The 7,460-nt window shown below is 55.0% G+C and carries 5 protein-coding genes and 1 pseudogene; 3 read left to right on the top strand and 3 right to left on the bottom strand.

Going from position 1 to position 7,460, the window contains the following annotated elements; translation table 11 throughout:
- Positions 1 to 369, bottom strand: a 369-nt coding sequence (gene emtA, locus ACZAHD_RS20330; protein WP_462458365.1) for a membrane-bound lytic murein transglycosylase EmtA, incomplete at its 3' end; no start/stop codon positions are given.
- A gap of 95 nt (positions 370 to 464) precedes the next feature.
- On the opposite strand from emtA, the gene ldcA reads away from it, so the two are divergent.
- Complete coding sequence (gene ldcA / locus ACZAHD_RS20325; RefSeq protein ID WP_462458364.1) at positions 465 to 1,379, top strand: muramoyltetrapeptide carboxypeptidase; 915 nt, start codon at positions 465 to 467, stop codon at positions 1,377 to 1,379.
- A 92-nt stretch (positions 1,380 to 1,471) separates the two neighbouring features.
- Positions 1,472 to 3,205, top strand: a complete 1,734-nt coding sequence (locus ACZAHD_RS20320; RefSeq protein ID WP_462458363.1) for a potassium/proton antiporter — start codon at positions 1,472 to 1,474, stop codon at positions 3,203 to 3,205.
- A 315-nt stretch (positions 3,206 to 3,520) separates the two neighbouring features.
- Here ACZAHD_RS20320 and ACZAHD_RS20315 read toward each other — a convergent pair whose 3' ends face one another.
- Together ACZAHD_RS20315 and ACZAHD_RS20310 are read right to left on the bottom strand one after the other, a co-directional pair.
- On the bottom strand, positions 3,521 to 6,208 hold the full coding sequence (locus tag ACZAHD_RS20315; protein ID WP_462458362.1) for a cation-transporting P-type ATPase: 2,688 nt from the start codon (positions 6,206 to 6,208) through the stop codon (positions 3,521 to 3,523).
- 50 nt (positions 6,209 to 6,258) lie between these two features.
- On the bottom strand, positions 6,259 to 6,690 hold the full coding sequence (locus ACZAHD_RS20310; RefSeq protein WP_462458361.1) for a universal stress protein: 432 nt from the start codon (positions 6,688 to 6,690) through the stop codon (positions 6,259 to 6,261).
- 529 nt (positions 6,691 to 7,219) lie between these two features.
- On the opposite strand from ACZAHD_RS20310, the pseudogene ACZAHD_RS20305 reads away from it, so the two are divergent.
- Positions 7,220 to 7,460, top strand: a pseudogene (locus ACZAHD_RS20305) (efflux RND transporter periplasmic adaptor subunit); the annotation flags it as partial.

Below are 7,460 nucleotides of genomic sequence, written 5' to 3'. Positions count from 1 at the left end.
GATACTCAGATAGGCCGCGCCCATCGAAATATTACGTTCGGGATTTTTCAGCTCGCTGACCGACGGTTCGCCTCGCCAGCCCATGCGCTGGTAGACATCGCGGCCAGATGTCGAAGGCTTCAACTGCATCAGGCCTACTGCTCCGGATTTGCTGATAACCGCCGGGTTGCCGCCGGATTCAATGGCGATAATCGCCGTCACCAGCTGCGGGTCAACGCCCCACGCCGCACCGGCTTTTTCACTGATTGGCATCCACTGCATCGCCCGTTTAACCGGAACTTCAGCGTTCCACGGCGGATTACGGTAATCCTGCTTTGAGCTACAACCGACCAACAATACAACGATAAAAACACACCATCTCAATTTCACACATCTATCCTTATTGGCTGAAGTTTGCCGCCTGGAGATGACAATAATCGCTCCAGGCGGCATGATAACCCTTTCATTCTTAGCAAGGAATTGTCATGTCTCAGTTTTATCTGGTCGCCCCATCAGGTTACTGCCTCAACCAGGAGGCAGCATACCGCGGCGTTCAACGTCTGCAGGAAGCCGGGCATCAGGTCCTGCACCAGGAGGTCATCCCCCGCCGCCAGCAGCGGTTTGCCGGAACTGAACATGAGCGCCTGAACGACATTAACCAACTGGCTGCCCTTGAAGGGGGCAATCGCATCGTGATGGCGGTACGCGGCGGCTACGGCGCCAGCCGCCTGCTGCCGCACATCGACTGGCAGGCCCTCATTGCGCGTCAGCGACAAAACCCGCTAATTATTTGCGGACACAGCGACTTTACAGCGATTCAGATGGGCCTGCTGGCAAAGGGTAGCATAATCACCTTTAGCGGTCCGATGCTGGCCGCTAACTTTGGCGCCGAAGTCATGGACCCGTTTACCGAACAACACTTCTGGCAGGCGCTGCGCAGCCCGGAATTTACCCTCGAGTGGCAGGGCGACGGTCCGGATTGCCGGGCCGAGGGGATCCTGTGGGGCGGCAATCTGGCGATGATAACCTCGCTGATTGGGACGCCGTGGCTGCCGCAAATCACCAACGGCATTCTGGTGCTGGAAGATATTAACGAGCATCCGTTCCGCGTCGAACGGATGCTGTTGCAACTGCTTAATAGTGGTATCCTTGCCACTCAGCGCGCCATTGTCCTCGGCAGTTTCACCGGCGCCCGTCCTAATGATTACGACGCTGGCTATAATTTACCGCAGGTCTGTGACTATCTCCGCGCGCAACTCGCTGTTCCGCTCATCAGCGGGTTGGACTTCGGCCACGAGCAGCGAACCGTGACCCTGCCCCTCGGTGCGAACGCGCTGCTGGTGAACAACACGGCCACCACCACCTTAACGCTCCGCGGGCATCCGGTCCTGACAGAATAAAAACATCTGTTACACATTTTCGGATACTCTGCAGGTTGTTAAAATAATGTCACTTTCATAAAACCTTTACGCCAGTAAGGAGTACGTCAACTTTGGACGCCGGTGCGGTCATTAGTCTGTTTATTCTGGGTTCTGTATTAGTAACCTGTAGCATTTTATTAAGTTCCTTTTCCTCACGCCTTGGCATCCCGATTCTGGTTATTTTCCTCACCATCGGTATGCTGGCCGGCGTCGATGGTATCGGCGGCATCCCTTTTGATAACTACCCTTTCGCCTATATGGTGAGTAACCTGGCGCTGGCAGTGATCCTGCTGGACGGCGGAATGCGCACCCAGGCGAGCTCGTTTCGCGTCGCCCTCTGGCCCGCCCTCTCTCTGGCGACCGTTGGCGTGCTGATCACTTCCTGTCTGACCGGGATAATGGCCGCATGGCTGTTCCATCTCAATCTTATCGAAGGGATGTTGATCGGCGCGATTGTCGGCTCCACCGATGCCGCGGCGGTCTTCTCGCTGCTCGGCGGTAAAGGGCTGAACGAGCGCGTGGGCTCCACGCTGGAGATTGAATCCGGCAGTAATGATCCGATGGCGGTATTCCTCACCATTACCCTTATCGAGATGATTCAGCAGCATGAAACCGGTCTGAGCTGGATGTTTGCCGTACATATCGTGCAGCAGTTCGGCCTCGGTATTGCGATTGGTCTCGGCGGCGGTTATCTGCTGTTGCAGATGATTAACCGCATCGTGCTGCCTGCGGGGCTCTATCCGCTGCTGGCGCTAAGCGGTGGGATTATGATTTTTGCCGTCACCACTTCGCTGGACGGTAGCGGTATTCTGGCGGTCTATCTGTGCGGCTTTCTGCTCGGCAACCGGCCGATTCGCAACCGTCACGGGATCCTGCAGAACTTTGACGGACTGGCGTGGCTGGCGCAAATCGCCATGTTCCTGGTGCTCGGTCTGCTGCTCACGCCATCGGATCTGTGGCCTATCGCCATCCCGGCGCTGCTGCTGTCTATGTGGATGATTTTCGTCGCCCGCCCGCTGTCGGTCTTTGCCGGCCTGCTGCCATTTCGCGGTTTTACCCTGCGCGAGCGGGTGTTTATCAGTTGGGTTGGCCTGCGCGGCGCGGTGCCGATTATTCTCGCCGTCTTCCCGATGATGGCCGGTCTTGATAACGCCCGCTTGTTCTTTAACGTCGCCTTCTTCGTGGTGCTGGTCTCGCTGCTGCTGCAGGGAACGTCGCTCTCCTGGGCGGCGAAAAAAGCCAAAGTGGTGGTTCCTCCGGTGGGCTGGCCCATTTCCCGCGTCGGGTTGGATATTCATCCGGAAAACCCCTGGGAGCAGTTTGTGTACCAGCTGAGCGCCGATAAATGGTGCGTCGGCGCGGCGCTGCGCGATCTGCATATGCCGCCGGAAACCCGCATTGCCGCCCTGTTCCGCGACAATATTCTGCTGCATCCGACCGGCAGTACCCGTCTGCTCGAAGGCGATATTCTCTGCGTGATCGGCCGCGAACATGACCTGCCGGCGCTGGGTAAAATGTTCAGCCAGTCGCCGCCGGTGGCACTCGACCAGCGCTTCTTTGGCGACTTTATTCTCGACGCCAGCGCGAAATTCGCCGATGTGGCGCAAATTTACGGTCTTGACGGCGGGGAAGAGTTTCGCGAACGCCAGCAGTCGCTGGGGGACGTGATTCAGGATCTGCTCGGCGCTGCGCCAGTGGTCGGTGACCAGGTGGAGTTCGCCGGAATGCTGTGGACGGTGGCGGAGAAAGAGGAAGACCACGTGCTGAAGGTCGGGGTACGCGTGGCGGAGGATGAGGTGGAATGATCCGCCTCTTGATATTCGCGTCGGTTAATTACGTCAACGCATAAAGACCGTAGGTTCATTTCAATAAGCAAGAATGGCAACCCCTTCCCGGCTCATGCGGTTTGCAGCGCCTTTCGCCACTGTTGACGCGATGCTTTGTCTGGCCTCTGATGTAGATGGCAGAGAAGCCTTTTACGGAATATGTATTGCCAGGGGGCGCTTTTGCGCCTGCCCGATTGAGGGCGCAAACAGGCAGTCCAGCCACCTCAATGTGAAAAGCCCGCTCAGTCTGCACATAAGCGGGCCGGGTCCTTGCTGATGCGACAGCCCTTTGTATCAGCTGGTGCGCCATTTCCGGGTTAACGGTTTTTCAACCTCCACAATCAGGAACATCACAAATCCGATGACAAAAGTGATCACCCAATAGCGGAACGGCAGCGCGGTGGTACCAAACAGCATTTGCATAAACGGCGCGTAGATTATCAGCAGTTGCAGCGCCAACAGAACGCCGCTGACGATCCAGATGCCTCTGTTCGCCAGTAATCCTTTACTCAGAGAAAAGCCGTCGGAGACACGGCAGTTGAGCATATAAAACCACTGAGCGGTCACCAGCGTTTGCAGCAGGACGGTACGAATAAACTCCGGCGAGTAGCCGCGCGGCTGGAGCCAGGCTTCCAGAACAAAGGCGCTCACAGCGATCATTGAGCCAACAAAAACCACCCGCCAGATAGCGAAGCCATCCATAACATGCAGTTTAGGATCGCGCGGTGGTCGCGCCATAATGTTCTTCTCGCCAGCCTCAAATGCCAGGCCGAACGACAGCGTGGCGGAGGTCGCCATGTTCATCCATAAAATTAATACCGGGGTCAAAGGAATTAAGTTCCCCGCCAGCAGAGCAATAATGATTAATAGCCCCTGCGCCAGGTTGGTCGGCATAATGAAAAGGATGGTTTTCTTCAGGTTATCGTACACCCGCCGCCCTTCTCTGACCGCGCTGGCAATGGTGGCGAAGTTATCATCAGTCAGCACCATGTCGGCGGCCTCTTTGGTCACCTCGGTTCCCTTGATGCCCATGGCAATCCCGACATCAGCCTGCTTCAGCGCCGGGGCATCGTTCACCCCGTCACCGGTCATCCCCACCACCTCTTTTTTGCTCTGCAGCGCCTGCACCAGTCGGAATTTATCTTCCGGGCTGGTACGGGCGAAAATATCAAACTTCTGCGCGGCGTCACTGAGCTGCAGATCGTCCATCACCTCCAGTTCCCGCCCGGTAATGGCGGTGCCGGCGTTGCCGATACCCAGCATTTTGCCGATACTCATCGCGGTTTGCGGGTGATCGCCGGTGATCATCTTCACGCGGATCCCCGCCTGCAGGCAGTCGCCAATCGCCGTAATCGCTTCCGGACGCGGGGGATCCATCATCCCGGCAATACCGAGGAGAATCACCCCCTGCTGCAGATCCTGATGAGTCAGCTCACTTTGCCCGCTGGCCGCAGGTTTCCACGCTGCCGCGACCATTCGTAACCCTTCCCGCGCATACTCTTCAATTTTGGCTTCCCAGTAGGGCTGATTCAGCGGCTGCAGGCCGTCCTCCGTCTGTTGCTGCTGACAAAGCCGGAACAACACATCAGGGGCGCCGGTGATTAAGATCATCTCTTCATTACCGATCCGATAGAGCGTCGACATATATTTATATTGCGAATCGAAAGGGATCTTACTGCGCAATTCGGTTGCCACAGCCGGCAGCGCGACTTTCGCCGCCAGCACCTTCAGCGCCCCTTCCGTCGGACCGCCGGTAATTTTCCATAATCCGCTTTCATCCTTGATAAGCTGGCTGTCATTACATAAATCAATGGTCCTCAAATAACGCTCAAGCAGCGTACCGGGCGCGACTACCACCGGCCCAGCCCCATCTATCGGATGAATATTCCCGATCGGTTCATAGCTATCGCCTTCTACCCGATAGACGCAATCCGCCGTAATGACGGCTTTGACCGTCATTTCGTTCATGGTCAGCGTCCCGGTTTTGTCCGAACAAATTACCGTCATCGCCCCGAGAGTCTCAACGGTCGGCAGCTTACGAATTATCGCCTTCTGCCGCGCCATGGTCTGCACGCCCAGAGAGAGAATGATCGAGATAATCGCCGGCAAACCTTCCGGCACCGATGCCACCGCCAGGCTAATCAGTGAGAGCATCAGCTCTGAAACCGGCATATCGCGAAATAGCAGGCTGAAAACGAACAGCGCGGCCATCATCACCAGAATGATAATAAAAATGGCTTTGCCGAGCTTATCCATCTGTACCAACAGCGGTGTACGGTGCTTTTCAATATCCGCCATCATCTGGTTGATATGGCCCAGTTCGGTATCACCGCCAGTCGCCACCACCAGACCTTTACCGCCGCCAGAACTGACCGTGGTACCCGAAAACAGCAGGTTGGTGCGATCGCCGAGGGGAAGATCGCCACTTAGCGCTTCGGTGCTTTTTTCCACGACCGTCGACTCGCCGGTGAGAATCGCCTCTTCTACGCGTAGATTGTGGGCTTCAATAACCCGCAGGTCGGCAGGGATTCGGTCGCCTGCACGGATCACCACAATATCGCCCGGCACCAGCGCGGTGGTCGCCACCGTTTCATGGTTCCCCTGACGGATAACCACCGCTTCGCTGGCAAGCATATTGCGAATGCTCTGCAGCGATTTTTCCGCATTACTTTCCTGAATATGTCCAATCAGGGCATTGATCACCGCGACACCCAGAATCACCAGGGTATCGACCCAGTGACCCATGACCGCAGTCAGCAGCGCGGCTGCCAGCAGGACATAAATCAGGACATCATTGAAATGGGCCAGGAAACGGAGCCACGCGGGCTTACCTGGTTTTTGTGGTAGCGCATTCTCACCGTACTTCTGGAGTCGCGAGGCCGCTTCTGCGCTGCTAATACCTTCGGAGGAACTGTTGGTGCTGGTCAGGGTTTCATCGACGGAGAGCTTGTAGAACGGGCCTGCCGGTTTGTCTGTACTCATAGTTATCTCCTCACTCCTGTAACGGAAATCGGAACAGCATCAGGCCGCTCCTAACGCACAACAAAAACCGGAACATGGGCATAACGAACAATGCTTGCCGCTTCAGAACCCAACAAGTGGGTCTGAATATTGGGGTTACGCGAGCCAATAATCACCACATCCGCCTGCAGTTCGTCGGCCAGTTTGATCACTTCATCACGAATATTGCCGCTGCGGACATGAATATGGATGTCACTTTCAGCCAGATTGGATTGTTTGGCCAACTCGGCAAGTTTTTCCTCCGAGTTTTTAACCAGGTAGTCTTCCATTTTTCGCGCATCCGAAATAAACCCGCGCGTCAGCGCCGGGGAAAACAGAGGGTTTACGTGCAGCAGGTGGATGTTCCCGGAAGCGATTTGCGCGAGATACTGAGCGTGGGATAGCGCCTTGTCGGCAAGGCCAATCTCAAAGACATCAACCGGGACCAGAATATTTTTATACATAGAGACAATCCTTTTATTACCAATAGAATAGATGGCGAATAACTCCCAACGAGACGTTCTGAGGAAAATCTCAGAAACAAAGCTGGCACAGAAATCGGTATGACTAAACGTAGCACAGGACGGTTAACATGATTAAGCCACCAATTAATATATTGAAAAATATCACTGAGATACTCCCCTTCAGTCAATTCGGCTGAAAACGCCGCCAAAGCGTCGACATCAGGGCTATTTTTACTCTTTTTAACATTTCCGCTTTTCTACGACTATCCTCATAATCAGGAGCTGTAACGATTGCAAAAACCACCCCATAATTAGGTATATGAGGATTTACTTACTATATATCCATCACTAAAGGAGGAGCGATGTTTGGCTATAGTCTGTTTCGCCTGAGCCTGTTTATCGCCCTGGCAATCATTGCCTGTACGGCGACAGGATTATTCACCTATCTCGTCGTCTCTGCCCTGGCTGAATAAATCCGCCGGTTGTAACCAATATGTAAAATAAATCATTAAGCTTTGCGGGGAATACAGTGAACCGTTATTTTTTTCTCATTCCTGTTTTTATTTTAATAACAACAGCTTGCGACCAGAAAACGCCACAAGTTACGCCGTTGCCGCGGATGGTGAAAGCCGCTGAGGTCACCGCGGTAGGGGATTCACAGCAGCGTGTTTTCCCCGCACGCATTGAATCCGGGGACTCGACGGATCTCTCTTTTAAACGCGGCGGCCTGGTTGAATCGATCGACGTTCGCCAGGGGGCGAACATTACGC

The sequence above is a fragment of the Raoultella sp. genome, assembly GCF_039594335.1.
Classification (GTDB): domain Bacteria; phylum Pseudomonadota; class Gammaproteobacteria; order Enterobacterales; family Enterobacteriaceae; genus Klebsiella.
This window is presented reverse-complemented; position numbering and strand designations above follow the sequence as displayed.

Coding starts and splice junctions, on each gene's coding strand:
- ldcA (WP_462458364.1), top strand. CDS start 465: ATGTCTCAGTTTTATCTGGTCGCCCCATCAGGTTACTGCCTCAACCAG.
- ACZAHD_RS20315 (WP_462458362.1), bottom strand. CDS start 6,208: ATGAGTACAGACAAACCGGCAGGCCCGTTCTACAAGCTCTCCGTCGAT.
- ACZAHD_RS20310 (WP_462458361.1), bottom strand. CDS start 6,690: ATGTATAAAAATATTCTGGTCCCGGTTGATGTCTTTGAGATTGGCCTT.